The sequence below is a fragment of the Croceicoccus pelagius genome (genome assembly GCF_001661915.1).
In the GTDB taxonomy this organism is placed as follows: domain Bacteria; phylum Pseudomonadota; class Alphaproteobacteria; order Sphingomonadales; family Sphingomonadaceae; genus Croceicoccus; species Croceicoccus pelagius.
Window position 1 is genome coordinate 87,236 of sequence record NZ_LYWY01000032.1, and the last position, 25,054, is coordinate 112,289.

General features: G+C 64.7%; 30 protein-coding genes and 1 tRNA gene. 8 read left to right on the forward strand and 23 right to left on the reverse strand.

What is annotated here, in order from left to right:
• Positions 1–245: 245 nt before the first annotated feature.
• Genes rplS through A9D15_RS06000 form a run of 5 tightly spaced genes read right to left on the reverse strand, consistent with a single transcriptional unit; the run spans position 246 to position 3,151 of the window.
• On the reverse strand, positions 246–614 hold the full coding sequence (gene rplS / locus A9D15_RS05980; protein WP_066763040.1) for a 50S ribosomal protein L19: 369 nt from the start codon (positions 612–614) through the stop codon (positions 246–248).
• Complete coding sequence (gene trmD, locus A9D15_RS05985) at positions 611–1,357, reverse strand: tRNA (guanosine(37)-N1)-methyltransferase TrmD (protein ID WP_066763041.1); 747 nt, start codon at positions 1,355–1,357, stop codon at positions 611–613. The genes rplS and trmD overlap by 4 nt, the downstream gene beginning before the upstream one ends.
• Positions 1,358–1,398: 41 nt before the next feature.
• A complete protein-coding gene (locus tag A9D15_RS05990; RefSeq protein WP_066763042.1) occupies positions 1,399–2,214 on the reverse strand; it encodes a TIGR04222 domain-containing membrane protein in 816 nt (271 codons plus the stop codon).
• A 14-nt stretch (positions 2,215–2,228) separates the two neighbouring features.
• Complete coding sequence (locus A9D15_RS05995) at positions 2,229–2,786, reverse strand: glycine-rich domain-containing protein (RefSeq protein WP_066763045.1); 558 nt, start codon at positions 2,784–2,786, stop codon at positions 2,229–2,231.
• Positions 2,783–3,151 carry a hypothetical protein gene (locus A9D15_RS06000; RefSeq protein WP_066763047.1) on the reverse strand — a complete coding sequence of 123 codons (369 nt, stop codon included), beginning with the start codon at positions 3,149–3,151 and terminating at the stop codon, positions 2,783–2,785. The genes A9D15_RS05995 and A9D15_RS06000 overlap by 4 nt, the downstream gene beginning before the upstream one ends.
• 122 nt (positions 3,152–3,273) lie before the next feature.
• Between A9D15_RS06000 and A9D15_RS06005 the strand changes: the two genes are divergently transcribed.
• Entirely contained in the window at positions 3,274–4,194 is a 921-nt protein-coding gene (locus tag A9D15_RS06005) for an NAD(P)/FAD-dependent oxidoreductase (RefSeq protein ID WP_066763048.1), read from the forward strand.
• Between the two features lie 13 nt (positions 4,195–4,207).
• Here the strand turns inward: A9D15_RS06005 and rimM are convergent, their stop codons facing one another.
• Genes rimM through ffh form a run of 3 tightly spaced genes read right to left on the reverse strand, consistent with a single transcriptional unit; the run spans position 4,208 to position 6,739 of the window.
• Positions 4,208–4,717, reverse strand: a complete 510-nt coding sequence (gene rimM / locus A9D15_RS06010) for a ribosome maturation factor RimM (RefSeq protein WP_066763049.1) — start codon at positions 4,715–4,717, stop codon at positions 4,208–4,210.
• A 6-nt stretch (positions 4,718–4,723) separates the two neighbouring features.
• On the reverse strand, positions 4,724–5,200 hold the full coding sequence (rpsP, locus tag A9D15_RS06015) for a 30S ribosomal protein S16 (protein WP_066763055.1): 477 nt from the start codon (positions 5,198–5,200) through the stop codon (positions 4,724–4,726).
• A gap of 57 nt (positions 5,201–5,257) precedes the next feature.
• A complete protein-coding gene (ffh, locus tag A9D15_RS06020; protein ID WP_066763056.1) occupies positions 5,258–6,739 on the reverse strand; it encodes a signal recognition particle protein in 1,482 nt (493 codons plus the stop codon).
• A gap of 308 nt (positions 6,740–7,047) precedes the next feature.
• Between ffh and A9D15_RS06025 the strand changes: the two genes are divergently transcribed.
• The 7 genes from A9D15_RS06025 to A9D15_RS06055 all read left to right on the forward strand — a co-directional run bounded on the left by A9D15_RS06025 (position 7,048) and on the right by A9D15_RS06055 (position 13,944).
• Entirely contained in the window at positions 7,048–8,724 is a 1,677-nt protein-coding gene (locus tag A9D15_RS06025) for a putative bifunctional diguanylate cyclase/phosphodiesterase (RefSeq protein ID WP_156521670.1), read from the forward strand.
• Between the two features lie 62 nt (positions 8,725–8,786).
• Entirely contained in the window at positions 8,787–9,608 is an 822-nt protein-coding gene (gene dapF, locus A9D15_RS16920) for a diaminopimelate epimerase (protein ID WP_066763058.1), read from the forward strand.
• Complete coding sequence (gene mtaB, locus A9D15_RS06035; RefSeq protein WP_373283477.1) at positions 9,605–10,843, forward strand: tRNA (N(6)-L-threonylcarbamoyladenosine(37)-C(2))-methylthiotransferase MtaB; 1,239 nt, start codon at positions 9,605–9,607, stop codon at positions 10,841–10,843. Before dapF ends, mtaB begins: the two co-directional genes overlap by 4 nt.
• Positions 10,840–11,760: a signal recognition particle-docking protein FtsY gene (gene ftsY, locus A9D15_RS06040; RefSeq protein ID WP_066763060.1), complete on the forward strand. Its 921-nt coding sequence runs from the start codon at positions 10,840–10,842 to the stop codon at positions 11,758–11,760. Before mtaB ends, ftsY begins: the two co-directional genes overlap by 4 nt.
• Positions 11,760–12,425 (forward strand): inner membrane-spanning protein YciB, encoded by a 666-nt coding sequence (locus A9D15_RS06045; RefSeq protein WP_066763520.1) that lies wholly within the window; start codon positions 11,760–11,762, stop codon positions 12,423–12,425. Before ftsY ends, A9D15_RS06045 begins: the two co-directional genes overlap by 1 nt.
• Positions 12,426–12,436: 11 nt before the next feature.
• On the forward strand, positions 12,437–13,441 hold the full coding sequence (locus tag A9D15_RS06050; RefSeq protein ID WP_066763061.1) for a tetratricopeptide repeat protein: 1,005 nt from the start codon (positions 12,437–12,439) through the stop codon (positions 13,439–13,441).
• A gap of 233 nt (positions 13,442–13,674) precedes the next feature.
• Positions 13,675–13,944: a DUF1294 domain-containing protein gene (locus A9D15_RS06055; RefSeq protein ID WP_066763062.1), complete on the forward strand. Its 270-nt coding sequence runs from the start codon at positions 13,675–13,677 to the stop codon at positions 13,942–13,944.
• A 30-nt stretch (positions 13,945–13,974) separates the two neighbouring features.
• On the opposite strand, the gene A9D15_RS06060 is transcribed toward A9D15_RS06055, so the two are convergent.
• From A9D15_RS06060 to gspI, 15 genes are all read right to left on the reverse strand, one after another.
• Positions 13,975–14,217 carry a hypothetical protein gene (locus A9D15_RS06060; protein WP_066763063.1) on the reverse strand — a complete coding sequence of 81 codons (243 nt, stop codon included), beginning with the start codon at positions 14,215–14,217 and terminating at the stop codon, positions 13,975–13,977.
• Positions 14,210–14,536: a hypothetical protein gene (locus A9D15_RS06065; RefSeq protein ID WP_066763064.1), complete on the reverse strand. Its 327-nt coding sequence runs from the start codon at positions 14,534–14,536 to the stop codon at positions 14,210–14,212. Before A9D15_RS06065 ends, A9D15_RS06060 begins: the two co-directional genes overlap by 8 nt.
• Before the next feature lie 21 nt (positions 14,537–14,557).
• Complete coding sequence (locus A9D15_RS06070) at positions 14,558–16,459, reverse strand: potassium transporter Kup (protein WP_066763066.1); 1,902 nt, start codon at positions 16,457–16,459, stop codon at positions 14,558–14,560.
• A 106-nt stretch (positions 16,460–16,565) separates the two neighbouring features.
• Positions 16,566–17,297, reverse strand: coding sequence for a tetratricopeptide repeat protein (locus A9D15_RS06075; RefSeq protein WP_229660304.1), 732 nt, complete (start codon positions 17,295–17,297; stop codon positions 16,566–16,568).
• On the reverse strand, positions 17,294–17,683 hold the full coding sequence (locus A9D15_RS06080) for a cytochrome c-type biogenesis protein (protein WP_082924321.1): 390 nt from the start codon (positions 17,681–17,683) through the stop codon (positions 17,294–17,296). The genes A9D15_RS06075 and A9D15_RS06080 overlap by 4 nt, the downstream gene beginning before the upstream one ends.
• Positions 17,684–17,718: 35 nt before the next feature.
• On the reverse strand, positions 17,719–18,279 hold the full coding sequence (locus A9D15_RS06085) for a DsbE family thiol:disulfide interchange protein (protein ID WP_066763071.1): 561 nt from the start codon (positions 18,277–18,279) through the stop codon (positions 17,719–17,721).
• The gene (locus A9D15_RS06090; protein ID WP_066763073.1) at positions 18,276–20,258 is read right to left on the reverse strand and encodes a heme lyase CcmF/NrfE family subunit; all 1,983 of its coding nucleotides are present in this window, start codon (positions 20,256–20,258) and stop codon (positions 18,276–18,278) included. Before A9D15_RS06090 ends, A9D15_RS06085 begins: the two co-directional genes overlap by 4 nt.
• The gene (gene ccmE, locus A9D15_RS06095; RefSeq protein WP_066763074.1) at positions 20,255–20,719 is read right to left on the reverse strand and encodes a cytochrome c maturation protein CcmE; all 465 of its coding nucleotides are present in this window, start codon (positions 20,717–20,719) and stop codon (positions 20,255–20,257) included. The genes A9D15_RS06090 and ccmE overlap by 4 nt, the downstream gene beginning before the upstream one ends.
• Positions 20,716–20,859 (reverse strand): heme exporter protein CcmD, encoded by a 144-nt coding sequence (ccmD, locus tag A9D15_RS16470; RefSeq protein WP_156521671.1) that lies wholly within the window; start codon positions 20,857–20,859, stop codon positions 20,716–20,718. The genes ccmE and ccmD overlap by 4 nt, the downstream gene beginning before the upstream one ends.
• The gene (ccmC, locus tag A9D15_RS06100) at positions 20,856–21,614 is read right to left on the reverse strand and encodes a heme ABC transporter permease CcmC (protein WP_066763076.1); all 759 of its coding nucleotides are present in this window, start codon (positions 21,612–21,614) and stop codon (positions 20,856–20,858) included. The genes ccmD and ccmC overlap by 4 nt, the downstream gene beginning before the upstream one ends.
• A gap of 108 nt (positions 21,615–21,722) precedes the next feature.
• Positions 21,723–22,781, reverse strand: coding sequence for a Glu/Leu/Phe/Val family dehydrogenase (locus A9D15_RS06105; protein WP_066763078.1), 1,059 nt, complete (start codon positions 22,779–22,781; stop codon positions 21,723–21,725).
• 70 nt (positions 22,782–22,851) lie between these two features.
• Positions 22,852–22,928 (reverse strand) — tRNA-His (locus A9D15_RS06110).
• A 170-nt stretch (positions 22,929–23,098) separates the two neighbouring features.
• On the reverse strand, positions 23,099–24,097 hold the full coding sequence (gene gspK / locus A9D15_RS06115) for a type II secretion system minor pseudopilin GspK (protein ID WP_156521672.1): 999 nt from the start codon (positions 24,095–24,097) through the stop codon (positions 23,099–23,101).
• Positions 24,094–24,678 carry a type II secretion system minor pseudopilin GspJ gene (gspJ, locus tag A9D15_RS06120; protein WP_082924287.1) on the reverse strand — a complete coding sequence of 195 codons (585 nt, stop codon included), beginning with the start codon at positions 24,676–24,678 and terminating at the stop codon, positions 24,094–24,096. The genes gspK and gspJ overlap by 4 nt, the downstream gene beginning before the upstream one ends.
• Positions 24,675–25,052 carry a type II secretion system minor pseudopilin GspI gene (gene gspI, locus A9D15_RS06125; protein ID WP_066763082.1) on the reverse strand — a complete coding sequence of 126 codons (378 nt, stop codon included), beginning with the start codon at positions 25,050–25,052 and terminating at the stop codon, positions 24,675–24,677. The genes gspJ and gspI overlap by 4 nt, the downstream gene beginning before the upstream one ends.
• Positions 25,053–25,054 lie beyond the last annotated feature (2 nt).

Here is a 25,054-nt window from a genome sequence, read left to right on the forward strand (position 1 = left end):
GAAACGACTCGACCGCAAAATAGTCAAGGAATGCACCAATGAGCCTCATCAATGCCGCCAAAACTTTCGCTCGCAAGGTAAAAAGCGCAAAAGCTAACTTGCTGGGACAATAACGTCGCGTTGCTCCGATTCTATCTGCCCGTCAATTCCCGTCAAGAACAAACCAGAAACAATCACCAGTGCAAATACGAAAAAGGCGGCTCCCGGGGGAACCGCCTTTGTTCGTTTTACCTGTCGCGTATCGCTTATGCGTCTTCGCGAACGGTCTTGCGCTCGGCAATGCGAGCGCGCTTGCCGGTGCGGCCGCGCAGGTAATAGAGCTTCGCACGACGAACGACACCGCGACGAACGACGGTGATCGAATCGATGTTGGGCGAATAGAGCGGGAAGACGCGCTCGACACCTTCGCCGAACGACATCTTGCGAACCGTGAAGTTCGAACCCATGCCGCGGTTCGAACGGGCGATGACGACGCCTTCGTAGTTCTGGACACGCTCACGCGTGCCTTCAACGACGCGCACGCCGACGCGCACGGTATCACCCGCACGGAATTCCGGAATGTCCTTGCCGAGACCCTGGATTGCTTCGGCCTCGAGCTGCTGGATCAGGTTCATTTGCCTGTACCTTCGTCTTTTCGCCGCGCGCCAGAGGCAGACTGGTCCCGAACGCCGATATGACGTTCCCAAAGGTCCGGCCTGCGTAACCGTGTATCGTCTTCGCTGCGTTGCTTTCGCCACGCCGCGATCTTCGCATGATCCCCCGATCGCAGCACTTCAGGGATCGTGCGCCCTTCCCATTCGACAGGTCGGGTAAAGTGCGGATATTCGAGGAGGCCGCTTTCGAACGATTCCTCGACTCCGCTTGAAGCCGCGCCCATTACTCCGGGAAGCAGGCGAATGCAAGCGTCGAGCAGAAGCAGCGCCCCCACCTCTCCGCCCGACAGGATCACGTCGCCGACAGATACTTCCTCGACGTCGCGGCCTTCGAAAATCCGTTCGTCGAAACCCTCGAACCGGCCGCACAGCACGGTCACGCCCGGCCCTGCCGCCAGTTGCCGCACGCGGGCCTGCGTCAGCGGCGTTCCGCGCGGGGTCATCGCGATCACCGGCGCGTCGGGTTGCTTGCCCCTCGCATGGTCGATTGCAGCGGCCAGTACGTCCGCCTTCAGCACCATGCCAGCGCCGCCGCCCGCGGGCGTATCGTCCACCGTGCGGTGCTTGTCGGTAGCGAAATCGCGGATCTGCACCGCGTCCATCGACCACGTCCCTGCATCGAGCGCGCGCCCGGCAAGGCTTACGCCCAGAGGCCCGGGAAACATCTCCGGGTAAAGGGTCAGGACGGTCGCGGCGAAAGTCATGGCGCGCCGGTTAGTCGAAAAGGCGCGAACTGGCTAGGCCGCTAACCGCCGCAGCCGCCGCAGCCACCGCCCCCGCAGCCGCTGCCGCCATCAGAACCGCATCCGCCGCTGGAATCGCTCGACCGCATCCGGTGGAAGTCCGAAAGCATCGTGCCCGCCAGAACCGGCGTACCGAAAAGCGCGACCGCCATGCCGGTTTCTTCCGACAGCGGCGCACGGCGCAGGCGTTCGTTCGTGGCCCGCAGCGAGGCCAAATCGGCACGGCCCGCCTTGGTCGCACGGTCGACCCTGAAGGACAGCGCCATGCCGATCAGGGCAGCGATGATCATCGTGACGATGAGATTGCCGACCGCTTCGCCGCGCATCTCGCCCACCTGCACTCGTACCCAGCCGAAACCAAGCAGGAAGAGGAACGGCATCGCCTGCAGCAGGCGGACCTGCCAGACCTCTCCATCGCCCATCATCAACCCGCGGCTGACCAGCCGCTCCTCAAGCTGGAAAGCGTGGTCGCGCAGTGCCGACATCACTTTCGCCCACTTGATCCGCGACCCCATCGCAAAAACCGCGCGTTCCGCACCGGTCGGGTTGGCAGGGCGATGGGCCGGGGCGAACCGGCCCCTTTCGGGCATCGTCAACATGCCCGTCGCCAGCATCCGGGCGATCACCGCCTCGTTGAAACGTTGCCGCCCGCCCGCGACCATCGCGATCTCGTCAGCGTCCCTCAGCGTCCCGGCATAACCTTCGCCCCGCACGAAATTCGCGATGATCGTGCGCAAGACCAGCGCAACGACGATCAGGACGACATAGAGGATCAGAAACTCCGTCGCGTCCCAGTCCAGCGGATTGACCCCGTTCACGCGTACCCCCTTGGCTAGCCGTCCAGTCCCCACACGATCATCGCGCTAATGCCGAGAAGTGCAACAATCATTACCGCCCACCCGATGCGCCGGGGCACCATCCAGTAGTTCCGGGTCTGAACGCGCCGGGCCAGCGGATCGACATAGAGCCGCCGGTTCGCATCGGGCCAGATATCGGCTGGCGAAGGGCCGAAGACCTTTTCGTAACTCGCCAGCGTCTGCGCATATTGCCGGTAATACCGGTCCCGCTCCGCCTTCCCGCCCGCGGTGGGGCCGTGGTGTAGCGGGGCTTCGAGAACTTCCGCGCAGAAGCGCTGCCAGTAATCGCGGCTGTAGGTGAGGTGCAGGTGCCAGGCCTGGTCGACCTGGTCCGACGGCGTAACCTCGTGCCCGGCGCGCATGGCGAGATAGCAGAAGCGGCGGTATTCCCCGACGACGCGTTCGGCATAGTCCGCGTCCCACCCGTTTTCGCGGGCGAGGCGCTGGGCAAAGGTGAACTCGGCATCGGGCGGGCCGATCCGGTAGGCCTCCAGCCGCTGCCAGAGCGGATCTTCGGGGACCAATGCGCTCACCCCTCTATGGCGAGCGTTTCCTCGTCGGTTTCGATCAGGTTCGGTGCGGCGCTGCGATCCAGCTTCTCTGTCACCCACCACGCTGCCGGAAGCGCAAAGACGGCCCAGAGCACGACCTGAAACACGACGAGCGCGAGAAGGCCCAGCATGAACTCGTCATTCCCGTCCGCGCGCATTTCCGCCGCTTGCGAAAAAAAGCCGCCGAAAGCGATACTCATCGGCAGGAAGCCCGCAAGCCCGCCTGCCAACAGCGTGCGGACGCGCTTCGCCATGCCGGGCTTCAGGAGATGCAGGCACAGCGCAAGACCGCCTGAAAAAGCCGCGATCAGCATGAGACCGATCAACATCGGGATGACAAACCACATTCTGCAAATACTCCGGTAAGTCCGAGGCGGTGTATTATATCAATAATACGGCATCCTCAAGACCTTGCGAAAAGCGGCCTTGCCTGCGGGCACCGATCGGCGTTCCTGCGCGTTGGGCGCACATGGACGAACATATCGACGACTGCATCATCATCGGCGCCGGGCCAGCGGGACTGACCGCGGCGATCTATCTGGCGCGCTATCACCTCTCGATCCGCCTGTTCGATTGCGGCACCAGCCGCGCTGCCATGATCCCGTGCACGCGCAATCACGCGGGGTTTCCCGACGGCATCAAGGGCACCGAATTGCTCGACAGGATGGGCGCGCAGGCGGCGAAATACGGCGCGCTGCGCGAGAACAGGAAAGTCGAAAGGCTGGAGCGGAAGGACGGCGTGTTCGTCGTCGATACCGACAGCGGTACGTGGCGCGCGCGGACCGTCCTGCTGGCGACGGGCGTGGTGAACCGCTATCCCGACACCCTGCCCCGCCCTCTGCATGACGAAGCGCTGTCGAAGGACCTGCTGCGCTATTGCCCGGTCTGCGACGGATACGAAGTGACCGACAAGCGCGTGGCGGTGATCGGCACCGGCGAACACGGCACGGCAGAGGCGCTGTTCCTGCGCGGCTTTACCGCCGACATCACGCTGATCAGCCCGCATGGCGATCATGACCTCGACGACCAATGCCGCGAGAAACTCGCCGATGCGGGCATTTCCCATGTCGCAGGCCCGTGCGGCGGGTTTGCCATGGAAGGTGGGCAACTGGCCTTCGACACCGCAAACGGCCGGATGGCGTTTGACAGCGTCTATCCCGCGATGGGCAGCGACGTGCGGTCAAGCCTCGCGCAGATGGCTGGCGCAGCAACAAGCGATGAAGGCTGCATCGCGGTAGGCGATCACTTGGAAACGAACGTGCCCGGCCTTTTCGCGGCAGGGGACGTCGTCATCGGCCTCGATCAGATCAGCCACGCGATGGGGCAGGCCGGCGTCGCCGCCACCCGCATCCGCAACCTGCTTGCCGAGGAAAGACCGCTGCGCCGCTGACGGCGCGTCCGGGTCAGGGCTCGGCAAAGTCCTTGGTTACAACGAGGCGGGTCTCGTCCCACTCCCGCACCGCATCGGCGTGCATCGGCACCATGAAGGTGCGCGGTTTCGAACCTTCGGGCCGTTCGATCTCGATCACGTCGCCCGCGCCGTAGTTTTCGACCGCTATGACGGTGCCGAGCGGGGTGCCGTCTTCGGCCACGGCGGCCAGACCGAGCAGGTCGGCGTGGTAATATTCACCCTCTGCCAGCGCAGGCAGGGCGTCGCGCGGCACGGTCAGCAGGCTGCCGCGCAGGGCCTCGGCCGCATTGCGGTCCGTCACTTCGGCAAAGCGGGCGATCGCCCCGCCCTTGCCGTCGTCGCGGACCTTTTTCGGGGTGAGCGTTTCGCTCTTCCCCGAAATGCCGAAGGCGCGGAACCCCTTGAGGGATTCCACGCCTTCACCGAAAAGTTTCAGCCGGACCTCGCCCGTCACGCCATGCGCGCCGGTAATAGCGGCAAGAGTGACGGTTCGGCCCGACATGAAGGATCAGCCTTCGGTCTTCTCTTCAGCAGCTTCCTCGGCCGGAGCTTCGGCAGCGGCTTCTTCGGTGGCTGCTTCTTCGGGTGCAGCTTCTTCAGCAGGTGCGTTGGCTTCTTCTTCAGCAGCCTTGGCAGCTTCCTCGGCTTCGCGGGCCTTCTCGGCCTTTTCCTCGGCGCGTTCCTTGGCCTTTTCGCCCGGTTCGGCCTTCTTCGGGTTGTTCTTGGCTGCACGCTCGAGGATGCCGGCGGCATCGAGGAAGCGGGCAACGCGGTCGGTCGGCTGCGCGCCGACGCCGAGCCAGTAGCGGACGCGGTCTTCGGTCAGCTGGATGCGCTTTTCGTCGTCCTTCGCGAGCAGCGGATTGTAGACGCCGACCTGCTCCAGATACTTGCCGTCGCGCGGGCTGCGGACATCCGAGACGACGATACGGTAGTAGGGACGCTTCTTCGCGCCACCACGGGCGAGACGGATTGCAATTGCCATTGTTCGGTTACCTTTCGTTCAATTCGTATTCGTTCAAATTCAATGTGTTCGTAAAAATCATTTCTTGTTCAGCAGGTTGGCGAGATCCGGCGGAAGACCGCCCGCACCGCCGCCAAGGCCGGGCATACCGCCACCGGCACCGCCCATGCCGCCGCCAAGTCCCGGCATGGCAGCGTCGAGACCGCCCTTGCCGAACAGGGCGCCAAGGCCCTTCAGCCCGCCCATCTTCTTGATCTGCTTCATCGCCTTGGACATTTCCTGGTGCATCTTCAGCACCTTGTTCACGTCCTGAACCTGCGTGCCCGAACCTGCCGCGACGCGCTTTTTGCGCTTGGCGTTGAGCAGCGCGGGGTTGGCGCGTTCCTTGGGCGTCATCGAGGAGATGATCGCATCCATGCGCAGCAGCACGCGGTCGTCCATGCCCGACGATTGCATCGCCTGCTTGGCCTTCTTCATGCCCGGCATCATCTGCGCGATCATGCCAAGGCCGCCCATCTTGGTCATCTGCTGCAGCTGCATGCGCAGATCGTCGAGGTCGAACTTGCCCGCCGCCATCTTCTTGGCGAGGCGTTCGGCGTCCTCTTCCTTGACCGACGCCGCCGCCTTTTCGACCATGGAGACGATATCGCCCATGCCGAGGATGCGGTTGGCAACGCGCGACGGCACGAACGGTTCGATCGCATCGAGCTTTTCGCCCGTGCCCGCAAACTTGATCGGCTTGCCGGTAACGGCACGCATCGAAAGCGCCGCACCGCCGCGCGCGTCGCCGTCCATACGGGTCAGCACCACGCCGGTCAGCGGCACTTCGCCGGTGAACGACTGCGCGACGTTAACCGCGTCCTGACCGGTCAGCGAGTCGACGACAAGAAGCACTTCCTTCGGCGCGGACACTGAGGCGACGGCCTTCATCTCGGCCATCAGCGCTTCGTCCACGTGCAGGCGGCCCGCGGTGTCGAGCATCAGGACATCGAAGCTCTGCAGCTTGGCGGCAGAGATCGCGCGGTTCGCGATGTCAACCGGCTGCTGTCCGGCGATGATCGGCAGCGTCGCGACACCGGCCTGTTCGCCCAGCACGGCAAGCTGTTCCTGCGCGGCGGGGCGATTGACGTCGAGCGAGGCCATCATGACCTTCTTGCCCTCGGTCTCCTTCAGCCGCTTTGCGATCTTGGCGGTGCTGGTCGTCTTGCCCGAACCCTGCAGGCCGACCATCATGATCACGACCGGCGGCTTGGCCTCCAGGTCCAGCTTGGCAGCGGCGGCACCATCGCCGTCTTCGCCGCCGAGCATTTCGACCAGCGCGTCGTTGACGATCTTTACAACCTGCTGGCCCGGCGTGACCGAGCGCAGGACTTCGGTACCGATGGCAGCCTCGGTAACCTTGTCGATAAACCGTCTGACGACCGGCAGGGCCACGTCCGCTTCCAGCAGGGCGATGCGAACTTCGCGCATCGCGGCGCGGACATCGTCCTCCTTCAACGCTCCGCGGCCGCGCAGCGAATCGAAGACGTTACCGAGCCGGTCGGACAGGCTGTCGAACATCGTTTTCTCCTTCTGCGGCCCGCGAAATCGGCGCCAAAGACTTCAAAACCGGGCCAAACGCGAAAAACGCCGGTGGGCGAAACCTCGCCGACCAGCGTACCGCGTTACAGTCACGGAACATGATTTTGCGGGCCTGTCCGACGCAAATCGGGCCGGTCCGTGTGGCGCCACATACACAGGCACCCCCCCGCTGGCAAGATCCGGCGCAGAAGCCAGAGCGCTAGGGCGGGTTTAACGCGATGTTTAGAGGGCGTCGGTAACCGTAGCGGCAGGGCCTGTTTCGGCCCAACCAAGGAGTAAGGTCGCAGATGGACGAGTCCCCCCAAGGGCTTGAAGAAGACGAGGGAGGCAAAATGAAGCTTCCCGCAGAGCGCGATGTCGTTGCGCTCGGCATCATCGTTGCGGCTCTCATCATGTTCGTCGGCCATGCAGGCGCGGTGCTTCCGGGCACGATTCGCGTCATGCTGGGCACCGGCGACGGCCCTGCCAACTACATGGTCAGCGCGTTTCTCCTCAATGCCGCGCTCGTGATCTTCGGATGGCGGCGCTACAACGAACTGATGAAGGAAATGCGCGAGCGGCGCGAGTCCGAGGAAGAGGCGCGCGAGCTTGCCTTTACCGATCCGCTGACCGGATCATTGAACCGCCGTTCGATGGTGCCCGAGGTCGACCGCCTTGTGAAGCAGGTCTGCCAGCCAGGCGCCAGGGACTGCGCGGTCGCGTTCATCATGCTCGACCTCGATCATTTCAAGCAGATCAACGACCTCAACGGCCACCGCGCGGGCGACACGATGCTGATTACGATGGCAAGGCGCGTGCGCGCAGTCCTGCCCGATGACGCCAGGCTGGCGCGTCTGGGCGGAGACGAATTCGCCTGTGTCCTGTGCTACGACCCGAACAACCCGGCGGTCATCGACCGGATCGCGTCCGCCATCATTTCCGCCGGACGCCAGCCCTTCGAAGTCGCGGGCGGGGAACTTGCGATCAGCCTTTCGGTCGGCATCGCGTGCAGCACGGCTCTTCCCGACCCTTGCGACAATCCGGCCGAAGAGATGCTGCACATGGCCGACATGGCCATGTACCACGCGAAAAAAAGCGGGCGGAACCGTTACGACTGGTTCGAGCCGAAGATGGAGCGCGAGTTGCGCCTGCGCGCAGATCTTGAAAACGGTATCCTTGCCGGCATCGCGCGCGGCGAATTCGTGCCCTTCTACGAACAGCAGGTCGACGTCGAAACCGGCGAGCTGACCGGTTTCGAGATGCTGGCCCGCTGGCAAAGCCCGCGGCTTGGCCTCGTCACGCCCGACCGGTTCATCCCGGTGGCCGAGGAACTGGGCGTCATTGCCGAACTGTCCGAAAGCGTGATCTCGCAGGCCCTGCGCGATGCGCGCGACTGGGACCCGCGCCTGACGCTGGCGGTCAACATATCGCCGGTGCAGATGCGCGACCCGTGGTTTGCGCAGCGCCTGTTGAAGTTTCTGGCAGAGGCCCGCTTTCCCGCCGAACGGCTTGAGATCGAGATCACCGAGATGTGTCTCAACGAGAACATCGGCCTCGTGCGTTCGATGGTGACCAGCCTCAAGAACCAGGGCGTGAAGATCAGCCTCGACGATTTCGGCGTGGGTTATGCAACGCTGGCCCAGCTGCGCGCGTTACCGTTCGATCGCATCAAGATCGACCGCCAGTTCATCGGCCGTCTGTCGCGTGCAGAGGACACGGCCAACGTCATCTCGACTATCGCCTCGATCGGCCAAGGCATGAACCTGCCCGTCACGGCAGAGGGGATCGAGACCGAATCCTTACGCGATTCGCTGCGCCGGATCGGCACGTTCAAGGGCCAGGGCTACTTCTACGGCAAGCCCGAAACCGCCGAACAGGTGCGCAACCGGTTGAAGAGCGAGGCCCGCCTTGCCGCCGACACGGCGGCCAACGACACGCCTGCAAGCGACATCGTGGCGGCCCGCGCTGCCGATCCGGCGGCCTGATCGCCCCTATTTACCGGCCCGTGGCACTGGACGCATCGCGCGCGGGTGCATAGATGCGGCCCATGCGGATCGCCTTCACCAAGATGCATGGCCTGGGCAACGACTTCGTCGTGCTGGACGCACGCGAGCATGCCTTGCCGCCACTGACCCGCGATGTCGTTGCCGCGCTGGCCGACAGGCACACCGGCATCGGGTGCGATCAGCTTGTCCTGATCGAGCCGAGCCAGAACGCCGACTGGCGGATGCGGATCTTCAATTCCGACGGCGGAGAGGTCGAGGCCTGCGGCAATGCGACCCGCGCGGTCGGCCTGCTGATCGGCGGCGAAGTCAGCCTTGAGACGCTGGGCGGCACGATCGTCGCGCGCCCCGACGAACGCGGCATCGCGGTCGACATGGGAGAGCCCCGCTTCGACTGGAACGCGATTCCCCTGGGCTATGCCATGGACACGCTGGCCATGCCGGTCGGCTGGCCGATCGATGATGGCGAGCTGGAACATCCGGTGGCGGTCAATGTCGGCAATCCGCACGCGGTTTTCTTCGTCGACGATCCCTATGCCATCGACCTGGCCTCTATCGGTCCGGTGATCGAGCATGATCCGATCTTCCCCGAACGCGTGAACGTCAATGTCGCTGCCGTCACCGCGCGCGATGCGATCACCTTGCGCGTATGGGAACGCGGTGCGGGCATCACGCGGGCCTGCGGGACGGGTGCTTGCGCCACGGCAATCGCTGCCATGCGGCGCGGGCTGGTGGACCGCGAAGTTACCGTGACGCTGCCCGGCGGTTCGCTGGTGATCGCGTGGGGCTCCGACAATCGCATCACCATGACCGGCCCTGCCACGGTCAGCTACACCGGATCGTTCGACTGGGGCGACTACGCTTGAGCGCGCCCGAGGTCATTACCCCCGAAGTCATAACGCTCGGTTGCCGCCTCAACGCGGCGGAAAGCGACCGCATCCGCGCCATGCTGGGCGAACGGAGCGACACCGTCGTCGTCAATTCCTGCGCCGTGACGGAAGAGGCCGTGCGCCAGACCCGCCGCGCCATCCGCCGCCTGCGCCGTCGCCGCCCAGATGCGCGCCTGCTGGTCACCGGATGCGCCGCCGACATCGAACGCGAGCAGTTTGCTGCCATGCCCGAAGTCGACGCGCTGGTGCCGAACACCGACAAGCTGGCCCCGCAAAGCTGGAACGCGGGCCACAACGCCGCAGCCCTGCCGCCGGTAAAGGTCCATCAGGGCGCCAGCACCGAGGCGACCGCCCGCACCCGCGCTTTCGTCGCGGTGCAGAACGGCTGCGACCATTCCTGCACCTTCTGCGTCATCCCGCAGGGTCGGGGCGAGAGCCGCTCGCTCACCATCCCACAGGTCCTGTCCGAGATCGAGATGCATCTGGATCAGGGCACCCGCGAAGTCGTGCTGACCGGCGTCGACGTGACAAGCTGGGGCCACGACCTGCCGGGATCGCCGAAGCTGGGCGCGCTCGTCGGGGACGTCCTGCGCGCCTTTCCGCAGCTTCACCGTATCCGGATGTCCTCCATCGACGGGGCGGAGATCGACGGCGAGCTGGAAGAGCTTTTCGCAGGTGAAGCGCGGGTCATGCCGCACCTACACCTCTCGCTTCAGCACGGGCACGACCTGATCCTGAAACGGATGAAGCGCCGCCATTCGCGGCAGGACGCGATCGACCTCGTCACCCGCCTCAAGGCCCGCCGCCCCGAAATCGCCATCGGAGCGGACCTCATCGCCGGTTTCCCGACCGAGGACGAGGCGATGCATCAGGCGAACCTTTCGGTGATCCGCGAATGCGCGGTGGTCCACGGCCACGTCTTCCCCTTCAGCCCGCGCCCCGGCACGCCCGCTGCAAGGATGCCGCAGGTCGATGCCGCCACGATCAAGGCCCGCGCCGCGGACTTGCGCGCCGCCGTCACCAAGTCCCGCGCCGACTGGCTCGGCTCGCTTATCGGCACCACGCAGAACGTGCTGGGCGAGAACGACGGCACCGGACACGCCCCCAATTTTGCGCCCGTCCGCCTGCCCCAAGGCGTGCACGGTGGCGACCTCGTCCCCATGCGCATCGCGCGCATCGAGGACGGACTGCTAATCGGAGAGAGAGTATGAGCGAGAGCTGGTCAGACCGGCTTTTCGGAGGATTTCGCAAGACGAGCGAACGCTTGTCCGGCAATCTTGCGGGCATCGGGGGCGCGACGAAGCTGACCGATGACCAGCTGGACGAACTGGAAGACGCGCTCATCATGTCGGACCTCGGCCCGCGCGCGGCGATGCGTATCCGCGATGCCGTGGCAGAGCGTCGCTTCGAACGGGGTGCCGACGAACGCGCCATTTCCGAAGCCGTGGCCGAGGAAATCGCCGAAATCCTACGCCCCGTGGCAAAGCCGCTTGAGGTCACCGCCTTCCCGCGCCCGCACGTCGTGCTGGTCATCGGCGTCAACGGCAGCGGCAAGACGACGACGATCGCAAAGCTGGCGCACCTGTTCCAGGAAGACGACTACTCCGTCATGCTGGCCGCGGGCGACACTTTCCGCGCCGCCGCCACCGGGCAATTGAAGGTCTGGGCAGACAGGCTGGGCGTGCCGGTCGTCACCGGGCCGGAAGGCGGCGACCCGGCTTCCGTCGTGTTCGACGGGGTGAAAGCCGCGACCGAAAGGGGCAGCGACGCGCTGATCGTCGACACCGCCGGACGCCTGCAGAACAAGCGCGAACTGATGGACGAGCTGACCAAGATCCGCAAAGTCCTGGGGCGTCTCAACCCCGAAGCGCCGCACGATGTCGTCCTCGTGCTCGACGCGACGAACGGGCAGAACGCGCTGCAGCAGATCGACGTGTTCAAGGAAGTCGCGGGCGTCACCGGCCTTGTCATGACCAAGCTCGACGGCACGGCACGCGGCGGCGTGCTGGTCGCGGCGGCGGAACAGTACGGCCTCCCTATCCATGCCATCGGCGTGGGCGAAAAGATCGACGACCTGCGCCCCTTCGACCCCGACCTTGTCGCGCGCGTCATCGCGGGAGTGGCATGATGAACGATACGCCCGAAACGAAGCCCGCCGCCAAGCCCAAGCCGAAAAGCGGCTGGCTCAACATCGCGATCGACTACGGGCCACTGCTCGTTTTCTTCCTCGTCTACAAGTGGTTCAGTCCTTCGGAAGAAGGCAACGCGGTGGGCGAGGTTCTGGCAATCGTCAAAGGCACCGGCGCCTTCATCGCCGCCGCCGTCGTCGCGGTGGCCGTGTCGAAGTGGAAGCTGGGCCACGTGACGCCCATGCTGATGCTGTCTACCGCGCTGATCGTGTTCTTCGGCGGGCTGACCATCCTGTTCCAGGACCCGGTCTTCGTGCAGGTGAAGCCGACGATCATCTACGTCGTCTTTGCCGTGGCGCTGCTGGTCGGCGTGTGGCGCGGCAAGGCGCTGCTCAAATACCTGCTCGACGCCGCGTTCGAGGGGTTGTCGGATCGCGGCTGGATGAAGCTGTCGCGTAACTGGGGCTTCTACTTCATCGCGCTGGCCCTGCTGAACGAAGTCCTGCGCGCCATGCTCAGCTTCGATGCATGGCTTGCCGCCAAGCTCTGGGTCTTCCTGCCGCTGTCGTTCCTGTTCACCTTCACCCAGCTTCCGATGATGCTGCGCGAAGGGCTGGGTAAGGAAGAGGAAGAAGAAGCCGTGACCGAACATCCGCCGGTTTGAGGGGGCGCGAAATGATGAAATTCCTGAGTGCCGCCGGACTTCGCGCGGTCGCAGCAGGCGCATTGACGGGCGCGGCGCTGATGACGGGCGGCGGCGCATTCGCCTCTGCCGAACAAGCCGATCCCCTCGCCGACTTCCTTACGAAATACGTCGCCTGGGCGGAAACGATCGAAGCCGAGGGGCAGGAACGCGGCACACCGCTCACTGCCGACCAGCTTGAGCTGGCAGAGGCGGTCGGCATCCGCCATCCGGAAAAAGTCCGGCTGGTCTATGCCGACGCGGTGCCGTTTCCGGTGGAAGACCCCGAAATGCGGGCAGTTGGCGAAAGCATGGGCTTCATCGGCCCCGGCGTAATCAACAATGCGCAGGCCTTCGGCTACACGATCTGGATACGCAACGGCTTTACCATGGACCGCCCCGCCCTCGCGCACGAACTGGTCCATGTCATGCAGATCGAACGCAGCGCCAGCTTCGGCGCCTATGCGCGCGAATACGTGCCGCAGCTCCTCGAACACGGCCATTCGAACATGCCGCTCGAGGTCGAGGCCTATGAGGCCAACCGGAAGTTCAATTTTTCACGATATTTCCGGCGCGGACTGCTGCATCTCGAAAGTATGCGGCTCGACGAGGCGATCGCAGATTTCACGCGCGCCCATGAACTCGACCCCGATGACGAATGGACACTCGCCAATCGAGGGGGCGCCTATGCGGCGATGAACGAAAGAGACCTTGCCGAAAAGGATTTCGCGGCAGTCGAGAAACTCGACGCCGACAATCCCATTATGCTGGGCGGCCGGGCATTCTTGCACATGCAGGCAGAAGAATTTCCGCAGGCCGTCACGATGCTGGACAGGTTATTGGAGATCGACCCGCAGGACTACTGGGCGCTGCGTGCCCGTTCCGACGCCTATTTGGAGTTGGGGGAAGAAGAGAAATCGTCGGCGGATAACGACCTGGCGTACAAGCTTGAAGAGCAAGACGGCAGCGATGTCGGGCAGGTGCTGCCGAGCAGATAGCCTCAAACCATTTTCCTACATCACCGCGGCACGCCATCATGCAGGCCGCTCTTTGCCATCGTCGGTTCTGCGTTTCCAAGGCAACCTGTCACCCTACCTCGCGGCATTGCAAGGCCGCGCGGGCCCTTTGGTTTCGGCGCATTTGCACAGGGTGACACCCTGTCGCCTTTGTCACCCGCGGCAATCGGGCGGGCATACGTCTGATTCACCATTTAGGGGCTAAACGCACCGTCATGTTCGCAAAGATCGCGCTCTATCTTCTGGCGGTAAACATCTGGACCGTCGGCCAGTTCTGGCATGACAAGTCGCGCGCCATGAACGGCGGCTGGCGCGTGCCGGAAGGGCATCTGCTTGGTCTTGCCCTGATCGGCGGATCGCCGGGCGCGCTGCTGGCCCGCAAGGTCTTTCACCACAAGACGCGCAAGGAACCGTTCTCTACCTGGCTTCAGGTCATCGCGGTCTTGCAGGCTGGCGGCCTGATCGGCTGGTTCCTGCTGGGCTGATCCATACGCGCCGCGACCCGGCCTGCGCGATCACATGATGCCGAGTTCCACGTCGAGGCAGTGGACATAGGCAACCTGGTCCCACCGCTCGAACTGCCGATCGTTCCCTTCCTCGGCATAGAGTTTGGCGATCGCGGTCGCCTTTTCGCAAAGCTCCACGCTCGTCGCGTTGGAGCGGCGCATGACCGTGTATTCGTCCTCCTGCCGCTTAGCCTCGCTGGAACAGGCGGCCAGCGCCAAGGCGGCGGCTATCGCGAGAAGGGCCCTAACCATCGCGGTCCTTCACTCTCGCGGTGGTGAGATCCATGCCGCATCGCGTGCAGGTTTTCGCTGGCCAGAACACGCTCCAGATGCCGCGCTGGAAGATCGATTTCCCGCAGTTCGGGCAGACGATCATCAGGCTGCGAACGCCGAATATCACCACCCACACGACAAGCAACGGCAAGACGATCCAGTCGAGCCAGCCGCTCCCCTCAAGCCCCGCCGCAACGGCCAGCATGGGGATGCCCCAGACGATGAAGATGCCGCTGACGATGCCGCCCACCATGTGGGCCTTGCCGACTTCGTAGACCGTTGGCCTGCGCTCAGCCATCAGGACGCTCTTCCCGGCAGGTCAGATCCTCACCTGAGAGCCCAGTTCGACGACGCGGTTTGTCGGCAGACGGAAGAATTCCATTGCGGTTGCCGCGTTACGCAGCATCCAGCTGAAGATCTTCTCGCGCCACAGCATCATCGCGGGCTTTTCGCTGGGCAACAGCGTCTGTCGCGACAGGAAGAAGCTGGTTTGCATCATGTCGAACATGCCACCGCAATCGTCGATCTGCTTCAATGCAGCCGGCACATCGGTCTCTTCCATGAATCCGTAACGCAGTACCATGCGGAAGAACCCGTCCCCAAGATCGGTGATGTTCACCCGCTTGGCCTGATCGACGTAAGGTTCCTCGGCAATGTCCACGGTCAGGATCACCACGCGGTCGTGCAGGACCTTGTTGTGCTTGATGTTGTGCAGCAACGCGGAGGGAACGCCCGCCGTGCTCGACGCCATGAAAATCGCCGTGCCAGGCACGCGCGTGGCCGAATTGGCCGCGCTCTTGGCGAAGATCTCGATCGGAAGCGCAACCTCGGTCATGCGCTCGCGCATCAACTTGCGGCCCTTGGCCCAGGTCGTCAGCAGGGTGAAGACGATTGCGCCCACCAGCAGGGGGAACCAGCCGCCGTCGGCCACCTTGGTCATGTTCGCCGCGAAGTAGGCGCCGTCCACGATCAGGAACAGCACCACCACGGGCGCCGCATACCACCAGCGCCACTTCCACACGCCCACGAACAGCACCGCCATCAGCAGCGTGTCGATCGTAACCGCACCCGTCACCGCGATGCCGTAAGCGCTGGCAAGGTTCGACGAATTCTGGAACGTCAGCACGAGGATCAGCACCGCGACCAGCAGGGCCCAGTTGATCGCCGGAATGTAGATCTGGCCCGCCTCGCTCTCACTCGTATGGCGGATCGACAGGCGCGGAATGAAACCCAGCTGCATCGCCTGATGGGTGATCGAGAACGCGCCCGAGATCACGGCCTGGCTGGCAATGAAGGTCGCGCAAGTCGCCAGGATCACGAGCGGCAGGCGCAGCACTTCGGGCGCCATGATGAAGAAGGGGTTCTGGATGGCTTCGGCGGCCTCTGCCCCGGTCAGGCTGATGACCATTGCGCCCTGCCCGAAATAGTTGAGCAGCAAGCACGGCATGACGAAGGCGAACCACGACAGCCGCATCGGGCCGCGCCCGAAATGGCCCATGTCGGAATAGAGCGCTTCGGAACCCGTCACGGCAAGGACGACTGAACCCAGCGCAAGGAACGCCAGCGTCTTGTCGACGAGGAAGAACTGCACCGCGTACCACGGGTTGAGCGCGTAGAGGATTTCGGGGTGAACGACGATCTGGATGATGCCCAGCGTCGCGATCGTCGTGAAATAGACGATCATGACAGGCCCGAACATCGCGCCCACTTTCGCCGTTCCGCGCTTCTGCAGAAAGAACAGCAGAACGAGCAGCACGATGGCGATCGGTATGACGAGCGGTTTCAGACCTGCCTCCACCACGGTCAGGCCCTCCACCGCGGACAAGACCGAAATGGCCGGCGTGATCATGGAATCGCCGTAGAACAACGACGTCGCGAAAACGCCCAGCAGAACGGCCATCCAGCCGTATCGGGATCGCCCGATATGGCTCGAAATCAACGCGACGAGCGCAAGACTACCGCCCTGCCCCTTGTTGTCGGCGCGCATGAGAATAGTGACATACTGGATCGCGACGACCAGCGTCATCGACCAGAAGATCAGGCTAACGACGCCCAGCACGTGCAGCCGGTCCAGCGTCAGCGGGTGCGGGCCGACGAACGTCTCGCGAAACGCATAGAGCGGGCTGGTGCCGATGTCGCCGAAGACGATGCCGATCGCGCCGACGGCAAGCTTCGTCTTGGCGCTGAGGCGTCCGTCTTCTCCGGATGCGGAGTGGCTCATGCCCGGTTGTCGTCCCTTGTGGCGGCCACGGATAGAAACCGACAGGCCAACGGGGGCAGGCGATTAGCAGCGCTTTTTCGCACCTGCAAGAAAAGGACGCGACCCGTCACGAAGCGGGACCGTCGGACCCTACGGATTCCGACGTTTCCTGCTCTACCGGCACCGGTCCCGACGGCATTTCGCCGGTCGCGGCGGGCACGCCCTGCCCCGACTGCATGGCGATGATCGTGTCGAGTCGTTCGATGCGGGCGGCAAGATCGGCGCGCCAGCTTTCATCCGGGTTGCCGGGGCGATCCATCAATTCCTGCCAAATCGCGCGGGCATCCTCGAACTGGCCCGACTGGGCCAGCGCGAGACCGGTGAAGAACGGCGGGCCGGGGTGATTTGGCGCGATGTCGGCGGCGCGCTGGAAGGCATAGAGCGAGGCTGGCGTGATAATCCCGCCCGAATGCCCGACAAGCGCATTGCCCAGCGCCAGCCAGAGATCGGGATCATTCGGCGTCTTGCGCACCGCGCCTTTCAGGATGCCCGCCGCCGTCGCGAACTGTCCGCGCCGTGCAAGGGCATCGGCGGTGATGAGAAGATTGCGCCCCTCGCCGAATTCGTTGCCCATGGCCTGACGCGCCTCGATCAGCGCGGCCTGCCCCATCTCCTCGCTCTCGCGCGGCGGAGTCGGCGAACCGGCTTCGGACGGAGAGCCCTGTAGCGCATAACCCGACAGGCCGATCAGCAGCGCGGCTGCGGCGAATTCGCGTCCGCCGCGCGGCAGTTTCAGGACGAAAAGCAGAACGACGAACGTGACGACCGCAAGCCCGATGGCGATTGCCCAGCCCATCATTCCTCTCCTACCGGCAAGCGCCGCGTGAACCGCTTGCGCAGCAGCAGGAGCGCCAGCAGTAGCAGCACCAGTGGCGCTGCGAAAAGCGGCCAGGTCAGCGCGGTCAGTTCAGGTTTGTAGCTGACATAGTCGCCATAACGCTCGACCAGCCATGCCCGGATCGCTTCGGGGTCTTCCCCCGCCTTGATGCGCAGGCGCACCTGGTTGCGCATGTCGCCCGCCATCGAGGCATCGGAATCGGCTATCGATTGGCTTTGGCACTTGAGACAGCGCAGCGTTTCCATCAGGTCCTGCGCCTTCTGCTCCTGCGCCGGGTCTTCCAGCTGGCGGTAGGCGTAAGGCGCGGGCGGCAGCTGGTCCTGCGCGGCCGCAGGCACGGAGAGCATCGCGGCAAAAAGCGCGAGGCATGCGAGGATGCGGCTCACAGCGGCGCCTCGGCTTTCTTAACTTCGGCAAGGATCGTCTGCACGTCACGCTCCATGATCGGGCCGATATGCTGATAGCGGATCGTGCCGGTGCCATCGATCACGAAAGTCTCGGGCACGCCGGACGATCCGATGCCGAGTTGGACTTCGCTAATGTCGTCCTTTCCGATCGTGGCGAAAGGATTGCCATAGCGCGCGAGAAAGCGGGCAATGTCCTGCTCGCGGTCGCGGATGGCAACGCCGTCGATCGGAACGCCGGCACGGGCAATCTGGTCGAGCTGCGGCGCTTCTGCTGCACAAGGGACGCACCAGCTGGCAAAGATGTTGAGCAAGCGCACATCGCCCTTGCGGAAGTCGTCGGTGGCAAGGCCGGGTCGTTCCTGTGAGCCTGCGGCCAGTGTGAATTCGGGCAGCGTCTTGCCGACCATCGCACTTTCGATGTCGCGGTCGGCGGGGCGCACCAACCCGTTCATCACAAGCACGAAGAACCCGCCGAACAACACCAGCGGCAGCCAGATCGCCCAACGCTTGCCGGGCTTCTTGTCGGGCGCGCTCACTCGGCAGGCTCCGGCATCGCGCCGCCCATCGGGCGTTCCTCACGCCTTTCGGCAATGCGGCGAACCTGGTGCGCCTTGCGCATGTCGCCCAGCAAGCGTCCGATCAGCGCCAGTGCGCCGCCGAGCGCGACGATCAGCCCGCCGATCCAGATCAGCGGAACGAACGGTTTCCACCACAGCCGAAGCTGCCAGCGCCCGTCGAGGCCTTCTTCGCCGACGACGGCGTAAAGCTGACCGTTCCAGCGCGTGGAAAGCGCCGATTCGCTGGTCGTCATCGGCGGCTGCGTGAAGTTGCGCGACTGCGGGTGGAGGCTGACCGGATCGCCGCCTTCATAACGCGCGATCATGTTCGCCTCGATCGCAGTCCAGTTCGGCCCTGCGACCGGTTCGATCCCCGCCAGTTCGATCGTCCACGGACCGACCTCGACGGTATCGCCAATGTCTGCCGCGACCAGTTTCTCCGTCGAGAATGCGCTCTCGCTCGCCATGCCGAACAGCGCGACGGCAAGGCCGAAATGGCCCACGACCATGCCCCATGTCGCCAGCGGCGTGCGCAGCAGGTTGCGGCCCAGCAGCGGCAGGAGGCTGGCGATGCCGAGCCCGATGGATAGCGCAAGACCCAGCAGCGGCAGAACCCGGATACCCGGTGCCAGCACGACCGCGCCGACGATGACGGCCGCTGTCAATACGGCAGGCAGGATCAGCGCCTTGGCAATGCGGTCAAAGCTGTCACGCCGCCAGCGCAGCAGCGGGCCGACCGCCATCACCACGATCATCGGGATCGCAAAGAAAGCACCTACCGGATTGAAGTAGGGCGGGCCGACAGAAACCTTGGTGTCGAACGCTTCGGTCAGCAGCGGGTAGAGCGTGCCGAGCAGGACGATGCCGAGAATCGCGGAGAGCGCGACGTTGTTGACGACCAATCCCGCCTCCCGGCTGACGAGGCTGAACTGCTTGCCCTCGTTCACCGTGCTGGCGCGCGCACCGAATAGGGCCAGCGCCCCGCCGATATAGATCGCCAGCAGGGCAAGGATGAAGCTGCCGCGTTCAGGATCGACCGCGAAGGCGTGGACCGAGGTGAGGATGCCCGAACGCACGAGGAAGGTGCCGACCATCGACATCGAGAATGCGATCACGCCCAGCATGATCGTCCATGTCCGCAGCGCATCGCGCGAGGCGAGCACCGAGGCCGAATGCAGCAGCGCGGTCGCGGCCAGCCAAGGCATGAGCGAGGCGTTCTCGACCGGGTCCCAGAACCACCAGCCACCCCAGCCCAGTTCGTAATAGGCCCAGTACGAACCCGCGGTGATGCCGATGGTAAGGAATATCCAGCTGCCCAGCACCCAGGGCCGCATCGCGCGGGCGAAGGCGGGGCCGACCTCGCGGGTCAGCAGCGCGCCGACCGCGAAGGAGAAAGCGACCGAAAGCCCGACATAGCCGATATAGAGCGTGGGCGGATGGAACGCGAGACCGATGTCCTGCAGCAGCGGATTGAGGCCGTTACCTTCGGGCACCGGGGTCGGCAGACGCTCGAACGGGTTGGAGGAGAACAGCAGGAAAGCATAGAAGCCGAGGGACACGAAAGCCTGCGCCGCCAGCGTCGCGATCATCGTGCGTTCGGGCAGCCGGCGTTCGACCAGCGCCACGAACGAGCCCGACAGCGCCATGACCGTGACCCACAGCAGCATCGAGCCTTCATGATTGCCCCATGTGCCCGCCAGCTTGAAGATGAAGGGCTTGGCGCTGTGCGAGTTGCTGGCCACCAGCAGTACTGAAAGATCGGTGCGGATGAATAGCCACATCAACATCAGGAACGAGAGCGCGACCAGCGGGCCCTGCATGATCGCGGCGGGGCGAACGACGCCGCCCATTTCCGCCTCGCTCTGCCCGCCGACGAGCGTCATGACGCTGGCGAACAGCTGGAGCAGCGCCAGCGCTGCGGCGAACCACAGGAGCGCGAGGCCGGTCTCGGCGATCATTTCGCGGTCGTTTCCGCGACGACGGCCTTGGCCTGAGCCTCGCTCATGTCTTCAAGTTCGCGCGGCATATAGTTCTCGTCATGCTTGGCCAGAAGGCTGTCGGCCACGAAAGTCCCGTCGGCGGCAAGGCGGCCGTCGGCAACGACGCCCGAGCCTTCGACGAAAAGATCGGGCGTGATGCCGGTATAGCGCACGGGCACGGTCGCCTCTCCGTCGCCGACGACGAAACTGACGGTCACCCCGTCGGCCAGCGTCTGGATCGAGCCTTCCTGCACCATGCCGCCAAGGCGCACCGCGCGGCCCGGTTCGGGCGGATCGGATGCGATATCGCTCGGCACGTAGAAATAGCTCGCCTGACCGCGCAGGCCCCAGATCGCGAGCAGCGCGGCACCGATCAGCACGACAAGCGCGAGGATGACCAGCACGAGGCGCTGGTGTTTTGGCTTCAAGGCTGTGCTCATTTGCGTCCCTTGGCTGCGTCCCTGCGGGCTTCGGCGCGGCGCATGGAGAGCCAACTCCACACTACCATCGCCAGCATGCCGCCGATGCCGATTGCATAGGCCGCGATTACGAAGGGCCAGTGGTCAAGACCCTCGTTCATACCGTGGCTCCTTCGACCGATGCCATGGCCTCGCTCGCCATGGCTCGGCGGCGAAGGCGTGCCTCTGCCTGGAAATTTGCAAGGATTGCGCGCATCCGGGCCAGCACGACACCGCCAAACAGCAGCGAGAAGCCCAGCGCGCAGATCAGCAGTGGCCACAGGAAGGCAGGATCGATCGCCGACTTGCCCATCGTGATGCTCGCCGGTTGGTGAAGCGAATTCCACCAGATGACCGAGCGATTGATGATCGGCACGTTGATCGCACCGACAAGGCCGAAAATCGCGGTCACGCGGCTCCCCGCGCCGATGCCGTCCTTCTGCGCCGCATTGGCCAGCGCGAGGTAGGCGAAATAGAGGAACAGCAGGACAAGCATCGAGGTCAGCCGTCCGTCCCAGACCCACCAGGTGCCCCAAGTCGGGCGGCCCCAGATGGAGCCGGTGGCTAGACAGATAAAGGTAAAGACAGCCCCCGGAACGGCGGCGGCGCGGGCCGCGATGGTCGCCAGCGGGTGCCGCCAGACGAGTTCGACCAGCGAGGCGATCGCGATCGTCGTCCAGCCGCCCATGCCGAGCCATGCGCTGGGCACGTGGATATAGAGGATGCGCACCGTCTCGCCCATCAGCCGGTCTGCCGGTGCGTAGAAAAGCCCCCAGGCAAGCGCGCCCGAGACGAGCACGAGCCCGGACACCAGCAGAAGCGGGGTCATCCAGCGTGCTAGGCGCAGGAAACGGGCGGGATTGGCGAAACCGTGCATAGTTATTGGCTTTCGCCGACCGCTTTGGCAGCGGCGGCGGCTTGCTTCAAGAGCAAGAGTCGCCGCACTTGTCCTAATGGACGAGATTTCGTCGCAAAATGCGCGAGATCAGCGTCCGATCGCCTTGCGCGCCATCGCGTCCGCGACCCGGTTGGAAGCAATGCCGGTGGCGTCGCTTTCCTGCCAGATCTGTTCGAGGCGGCCCGGAATCTGCGCGATGCGAGCATTCACTTCGTCGAACGTCGCGGGCACCGCCCCGTCACGCGACAGGTATTCGACCGCGACCGAGATGATGCCGCCTGCGTTGATGACGTAGTCGGGCGCAAAAAGGATGCCGCGCTTGGCCAGCAGGTCGCCTTCGTTGGCGGTGGCAAGCTGGTTGTTCGCGCCGCCGGCAACGATCGGGCAGTCGAGCGCCGCGATGCTTTCCGGCGTCAGTATGGCGCCCAGCGCATTCGGGCTGAACACGTCGCAAGGGACGGTCATGATCTCGTCCGCGGCAACGCTGGTGCCGCCGAGTTCTGCGGCGAGCTGTGCCGCGCGGTCGACGTTCACGTCCGCCAGCGTCAGCTTTGCACCTTCGTCGGCGAGGTGGCGGGCAAGACCCGAACCCACGCTGCCAACGCCCTGAAGCGCGACGTGGACACCCGCGACGGTGTCCTTGCCCAGCTTGTGCTTCACGGCCTGCTTTACGCCCAGGAAGATGCCGTGCGACGTGAACGGGCCGGGGTCCGAACCGACGGTCGGCTCATCACCCTTGGCCGGAAGGCCTGTCACGAAATTGGTGCGGCGGTTGACCAGCGCCATGTCGGCCTCGGTAATGCCGACGTCTTCTGCCGTCACGTACTGACCGCCAAGCTGTTCGATGGCATCGCCGAAAGCGAACATCATGTCGTCGGTCTTGGTGCGATCGGCATCGGCGAGGATCACGGCCTTGCCGCCGCCCATGGGAAGCCCGGCCAGCGCGTTCTTGTAACTCATGCCCTGCGACAGGCGCAGCGCGTCGGTCAGGGCTGCTTCGCTGTTGGCATAGTGCCAGAACCGGGTGCCACCGGCCGAGGGGCCGAGGTGGGTCGAGTGGGTCGCGATTATGGCGCGAAGCCCGCTCTTGCGGTCATGGACAAGGGTGATCTTTTCGTGATCGTCGAACGCCGGGTTATTCCACATGCGAGAGTTCGCCGCCTTTTCGTACGGGAACGGATGATGTGGATTTCACCTCCGTTCCGGCAGTGAAGACTGGGGCGACCGAGGGGTCTCGAACCCCCGACCTCCGGTACCACAAACCGGCGCTCTAACCAACTGAGCTACGGTCGCCACGAGCCTTTCGAACGCCCGCCGGACGGCGAGCGGAAGAGGCCTGTTTTCACTGCTGCACGTCTGCGTCAAGCGCTATCGGCGGCGGGCTGCGCCTGTTGCACAAGCGGTTCGAGAAGGGAAGCAAAAAACGTATGATCGAACGTGAAACGCAATAAAATTACGCGCGCCTAATTTGCCTCGCCCCAGCTGCGCGCAACGACACGCGACGGTTCGAGCCCCGCGTCGATAATCGCGCGTTCTTCGAGCACTATCGAATCGACGCGGACGACGAATCGCGCCTCGAACCAGCGCGAGGTCACGGCAAGCTGGCGAAGCTGCACCGGACCGAACGGCGCGCCCGCGTTGGCGAGCGGTCCGACCGCCTGGTTCACCGTGGCCCATCCAGTGGCGGGCCGCTGGTCGAGAAGCGCGCGAACCTGTTCCACGCCAAGCGTTCCGGGCGTAAGCGCAGCGACGAGGCGGGCCTGATCCGGGCGCAGGGTATTGAGGTTGATCTTCGCCCCCTCGCCCCCCGGCAAGGCGCAAAGCCACGGGCGTAGCCGCTGGTAAATAGGCTCTTCCATTCCGCGCATCGCGCGCAATTCGGACAAGTCCACGATGCGGCGGCCCGCGGTACGATAGGGGACTGCAAGCTGCTGATAATAGGCGTCTTCGGCCCCGTTCACTTGCGGGTCCTGGTCCGCGTCGATCCAGTCGGCGACCGAATCGGATATGACCACGGCGGCATCGGGCGGGACTTCGAGGCTGTCCATCAATCGGCGAAACTGTTCGAGCGCGGTGAGATTGAGACGCGTGCGCTCCCCCTCTCCCGAGACCAGCGAGTTCACGTTGAAACAGTTGCCCGCATCGCGCACCCGCACCGTCACCATGCCGCGTGCCAACGGCAGCGGCGTTTCGCGGTCGAGCATTCCGCCCGGATCGATCGTGCGGCTGCGATCAATCGCGACCAGCTGGCCAAGCCGCGAGGCGACGATCGATTCCGCGCTGAAGGCATAGAGCCGCGCCTGCGCCATCGCCTGCGAATTGACGGCAAGCCGGGTGGCAAGGTTCAGCCGTTCGAGCATGACCGCCGCAATCACTGCCATGACCGCGACGAGCAGCAGGACCGACAAAAGCGCCGCCCCACGCTCCTTCGCGCGCATCCAGCGGTTCAGTCCCCGCCTCACTGGTAATTCGCCCCCACAAGCGCGACGACGCGCAAGGTCGTGCCGTCCTGTTGCGGCAGGAGCAGTTCGACCGCTGTCGGCAGGTCGGTCGCGCTTTCCGGCTCCCACCTGTCGAGCCAGTTGCCCTGCGGCGCGCGGAACCTCAGGCGCGGCACGCCCGATACGCGGGCCATCGGTGAGGCTTCAGGCGGCTGCGCGCCGTCAGGGAACGGCAGGCCGACGCGGACGAGCCGGTCGCCCTCGACGCGCCAGCTGACCCGCTGGATCGAGGGGCGCGGTTCACCTGCCGGATTGTCCCAGCCGCTGCGCGTCAGATCGAGCAATGCGCCGCTGCGCCCTTGCTCAATCGCGGGCACGATCGCGCCGCCTTCATCGCGTGCGGGGCGGGCGGCGGCTTGTGCGAGGTCGGCGGTCCAGACCGCGAGGAAGCGGCGCTGATCGGCGATGCGCTCGGTGGCGTTGCGGCCCGAAATCTCGGCATCGACCGAAAAGCGCAGCATGGCGAGCGCGCCGCCCGCGATCACCGCGAAAACGACGAGCGCGACGAGCATCTCGACCAGTGTGAAGCCGTTGCGCTTCACGACGGGGCGACCCGCAGGAATTCGTAGGTCACCGCGCTCGATTCCCGGCCCGGCGTAACTTCGCGCAAGGACAGGACGATACGGATCGTGCCGGGAAACTCGGGCGGCGCCTCGACCATGCGCGACCACTGGAACTGGCGGCCCGCGTTCTCGATCACGCCGTCCTTGTTGCCCAGCGCGGGCGGCATCGGGTCGGTCAGCCATTCGGCGGCAAGGTTCTGCGCGGTGACTTCGCGTAGCAGCCGCTGTTCAAGGTCGGCCGTCCGCGCGATCGAGGCGCCTTCCATCCGCATCAGGGTCAGACCCGCAATCGCGAAGATCGCCAGCGCGACGAGCAGCTCGATCAGGGTGAAGCCGTTTGCGCGCCGTTTCATGC

Bases quoted from the DNA above. Each gene is read 5' to 3' on its own strand.
- rplS (WP_066763040.1), bottom strand. From the start codon at position 614: ATGAACCTGATCCAGCAGCTCGAGGCCGAAGCAATCCAGGGTCTCGGC.
- trmD (WP_066763041.1), bottom strand. From the start codon at position 1,357: ATGACTTTCGCCGCGACCGTCCTGACCCTTTACCCGGAGATGTTTCCC.
- A9D15_RS06000 (WP_066763047.1), bottom strand. From the start codon at position 3,151: ATGTGGTTTGTCATCCCGATGTTGATCGGTCTCATGCTGATCGCGGCT.
- A9D15_RS06005 (WP_066763048.1), top strand. From the start codon at position 3,274: ATGGACGAACATATCGACGACTGCATCATCATCGGCGCCGGGCCAGCG.
- rimM (WP_066763049.1), bottom strand. From the start codon at position 4,717: ATGTCGGGCCGAACCGTCACTCTTGCCGCTATTACCGGCGCGCATGGC.
- rpsP (WP_066763055.1), bottom strand. From the start codon at position 5,200: ATGGCAATTGCAATCCGTCTCGCCCGTGGTGGCGCGAAGAAGCGTCCC.
- ffh (WP_066763056.1), bottom strand. From the start codon at position 6,739: ATGTTCGACAGCCTGTCCGACCGGCTCGGTAACGTCTTCGATTCGCTG.
- A9D15_RS06025 (WP_156521670.1), top strand. From the start codon at position 7,048: ATGGACGAGTCCCCCCAAGGGCTTGAAGAAGACGAGGGAGGCAAAATG.
- dapF (WP_066763058.1), top strand. From the start codon at position 8,787: ATGCGGATCGCCTTCACCAAGATGCATGGCCTGGGCAACGACTTCGTC.
- ftsY (WP_066763060.1), top strand. From the start codon at position 10,840: ATGAGCGAGAGCTGGTCAGACCGGCTTTTCGGAGGATTTCGCAAGACG.
- A9D15_RS06045 (WP_066763520.1), top strand. From the start codon at position 11,760: ATGAACGATACGCCCGAAACGAAGCCCGCCGCCAAGCCCAAGCCGAAA.
- A9D15_RS06050 (WP_066763061.1), top strand. From the start codon at position 12,437: ATGATGAAATTCCTGAGTGCCGCCGGACTTCGCGCGGTCGCAGCAGGC.
- A9D15_RS06055 (WP_066763062.1), top strand. From the start codon at position 13,675: ATGTTCGCAAAGATCGCGCTCTATCTTCTGGCGGTAAACATCTGGACC.
- A9D15_RS06060 (WP_066763063.1), bottom strand. From the start codon at position 14,217: ATGGTTAGGGCCCTTCTCGCGATAGCCGCCGCCTTGGCGCTGGCCGCC.
- A9D15_RS06065 (WP_066763064.1), bottom strand. From the start codon at position 14,536: ATGGCTGAGCGCAGGCCAACGGTCTACGAAGTCGGCAAGGCCCACATG.
- A9D15_RS06070 (WP_066763066.1), bottom strand. From the start codon at position 16,459: ATGAGCCACTCCGCATCCGGAGAAGACGGACGCCTCAGCGCCAAGACG.
- A9D15_RS06075 (WP_229660304.1), bottom strand. From the start codon at position 17,297: ATGATGGGCTGGGCAATCGCCATCGGGCTTGCGGTCGTCACGTTCGTC.
- A9D15_RS06080 (WP_082924321.1), bottom strand. From the start codon at position 17,683: ATGCTCTCCGTGCCTGCGGCCGCGCAGGACCAGCTGCCGCCCGCGCCT.
- A9D15_RS06090 (WP_066763073.1), bottom strand. From the start codon at position 20,258: ATGATCGCCGAGACCGGCCTCGCGCTCCTGTGGTTCGCCGCAGCGCTG.
- ccmE (WP_066763074.1), bottom strand. From the start codon at position 20,719: ATGAGCACAGCCTTGAAGCCAAAACACCAGCGCCTCGTGCTGGTCATC.
- ccmD (WP_156521671.1), bottom strand. From the start codon at position 20,859: ATGAACGAGGGTCTTGACCACTGGCCCTTCGTAATCGCGGCCTATGCA.
- ccmC (WP_066763076.1), bottom strand. From the start codon at position 21,614: ATGCACGGTTTCGCCAATCCCGCCCGTTTCCTGCGCCTAGCACGCTGG.
- A9D15_RS06105 (WP_066763078.1), bottom strand. From the start codon at position 22,781: ATGTGGAATAACCCGGCGTTCGACGATCACGAAAAGATCACCCTTGTC.
- gspI (WP_066763082.1), bottom strand. From the start codon at position 25,052: ATGAAACGGCGCGCAAACGGCTTCACCCTGATCGAGCTGCTCGTCGCG.